This is a genomic window from Collinsella aerofaciens (assembly GCF_018785265.1).
In the GTDB taxonomy this organism is placed as follows: domain Bacteria; phylum Actinomycetota; class Coriobacteriia; order Coriobacteriales; family Coriobacteriaceae; genus Collinsella; species Collinsella aerofaciens_AI.
In genome coordinates, this window is the sequence record NZ_WQPK01000011.1 from 1 (window position 1) to 2,370 (window position 2,370).

General features: G+C 57.9%; 1 protein-coding gene and 1 rRNA gene. Both read left to right on the forward strand.

Annotated features, from left to right (window positions below):
- Positions 1-159 precede the first annotated feature (159 nt).
- Positions 160-275 (forward strand): 5S ribosomal RNA (rrf, locus tag GPK42_RS02000).
- 245 nt (positions 276-520) lie between these two features.
- Positions 521-2,215: a phospho-sugar mutase gene (locus tag GPK42_RS02005; protein ID WP_215693184.1), complete on the forward strand. Its 1,695-nt coding sequence runs from the start codon at positions 521-523 to the stop codon at positions 2,213-2,215.
- The last annotated feature ends 155 nt before the right edge of the window (positions 2,216-2,370 follow it).

Below are 2,370 nucleotides of genomic sequence, written 5' to 3' on the forward strand. Positions count from 1 at the left end.
AGCTCTTCCGGAACCGCACCTCGCGGCCCGCGGGACTGAGCGCTCATGCGCGGTCCGGGCACGAGGATGCCCCCGAGTCAGACCTTTCCTATGCGCCATGCGGCCCCCAGGGCACGTGAGAGAGACACCGGACACCGTAACGGTGGGCGCCGCCCACCGGTCAGCGGCCAGAGCATGGGGGGCACGCCCGGTCCCGTTCCGAACCCGGAAGCTAAGCCCCATCGCGCCGAGAGTACTGCGGGGTCAGCCCGTGGGAGGCCAGGGCGCCGCTGACCGGTGGACGGCACCGAGCCGTACGCTTGAACTGAGAAGGGGGAGGCCTTGCGGCCTCCCCCTTTTTTGCGTTTATGGGGCGTTCACTAAGCAATTAAATCAATCCAATCATCCACCGGTGAATATAAACGTTCACCGTTCTGTGGTCGGTTCTCTGTTCTCAATGGACTAATATTTGCTTTAGCGCGCTGATGCGCTTGTCCTGTTTTACACGGGTTGTTTTATTGATTGTGACGGAAGGACTCACATGGCAGATGTTCATGAGCTGCTTGATACTTGGATTGCCAATGTCAAGGACGAGGAGCTCCTCGCTGAGCTCAACACGATGAAGGAGCAGGGTGATGAGGACGCCATCACCGACGCTTTCTTCCAGGATCTCGCCTTCGGTACTGCCGGCCTTCGCGGCACTATCGGTGCGGGCACTAACCGTATGAATATCTATACGGTCGGTCGTGCGACCCAGGGATTCGCTGACTACCTCAATGCGACCTTCGAGCATCCGACGGTCGCCATCGCTCGCGATAGCCGCAATAAAGGTGAGCTGTTCGTCAAGACTACGGCTGCCATTCTTGCAGCAAACGGGGTGACTGCCCTCGTGTATCCCAAGATTTCTCCCGTGCCGACGCTCTCCTGGGCCGTCCGCGACCTTAAGTGCTCCGGTGGCATTTGCATGACCGCTAGTCATAATCCGGCGCCTTATAACGGCTATAAGGCCTATGGCCCCGACGGCTGCCAGATCACCAGCGAGGCCGCCGATGCAATTTCTAAGGCTATCGCCGAGACCGATACGTTCACCGGCGTGAAGTCCATGGACTTCGATGAGGCTCTTGAGCAGGGTCTGGTCAAACGGATCGATGACTCGTGCCTCGAGCGTTATTATGACGCCGTTCTCGCCCGCGGCGTGACCAACCTTTCTGCCGAGGAGATCGCTGGCGCTCCGCTTAAGCTCGTCTACACTCCGCTCAACGGCACCGGCCTCATTCCCGTCACGACGGTGCTCGAGCGCGCTGGCATCACCGATGTCACTGTTGTTCCCGAGCAGAAGGAGCCTAACGGCGATTTCCCGACCTGCCCGTATCCTAACCCCGAGATTCGTCAGGCCATGCAGAAGGGCATTGACCTGTGCGAGCAGGTTCACCCTGATCTGCTGCTTGCAACCGATCCTGACGCCGATCGCGTTGGCGTTGCCGTTAAGAATGGCGATGACTATCTGCTGCTGACCGGCAATGAGATGGGCGTTCTGCTGCTCGACTATATCTGCAAGACCCGCGCTGCTCGCGGTGAGGACCTCACTAAGAAGGTTGCTGTCACTACTATCGTTTCTTCCGCCATGGTTGACGCTCTGGCCGACGAGTACGGTTTTGAGCTCCGCCGCTGCCTGACGGGCTTCAAGTACATCGGCGACATCATTACTTCTCTTTCCGATGCTGGCGAGGTCGATCGCTTTATCTTCGGTTTTGAGGAGAGCTACGGCTATCTGGCCGGCGACCACGTGCGCGACAAGGACGCCGTGAGCACTTCGCTTTTGATTTGCCAGATGGCGCAGTATTACAAGCTCCAGGGAAAGAACCTTGCCGACGCGATGCACGAGCTGTACGAGAAGTATGGCTACTATCACAACAAGACGATTTCGCTGAGCTATCCGGGTGCTGAGGGTGCGGCAAAGATGACCGGCATCATGGCCGGTCTGCGCGAGAACCCGCCCGCGGAGCTCGCCGGTTCCAAGATTGAGGCCGTCGTTGATTACAACACCTGCGTGAACGGCCTGCCGAAGGCTAATGTTATTGAGTTCGATCTTGAGGGTGGCAACAAGGGTATTGTTCGTCCTTCCGGCACCGAGCCCAAGATTAAGCTGTACATCTTCGCTAAGGGCGCGGATGCCGCCGAGGCAGATGCAGCACTTGACGCGATCGAGGAGTCCGGTCGCAAGCTGCTGGCATAAGGTATTTAAGAGTCTATAGCTATAGATGGGCTAAAGAGGGGATCTCGGATGCGAGGTCCCCTCCTGTTTTTAACCCCTTGATTATCGACTTTATCCGAACACCTCCCACATTCATCCGCACATGTGCGGATGAATGTGGGAACCCGATACCCTGA

Bases quoted from the DNA above. Each gene is read 5' to 3' on its own strand.
- GPK42_RS02005 (WP_215693184.1), top strand. From the start codon at position 521: ATGGCAGATGTTCATGAGCTGCTTGATACTTGGATTGCCAATGTCAAG.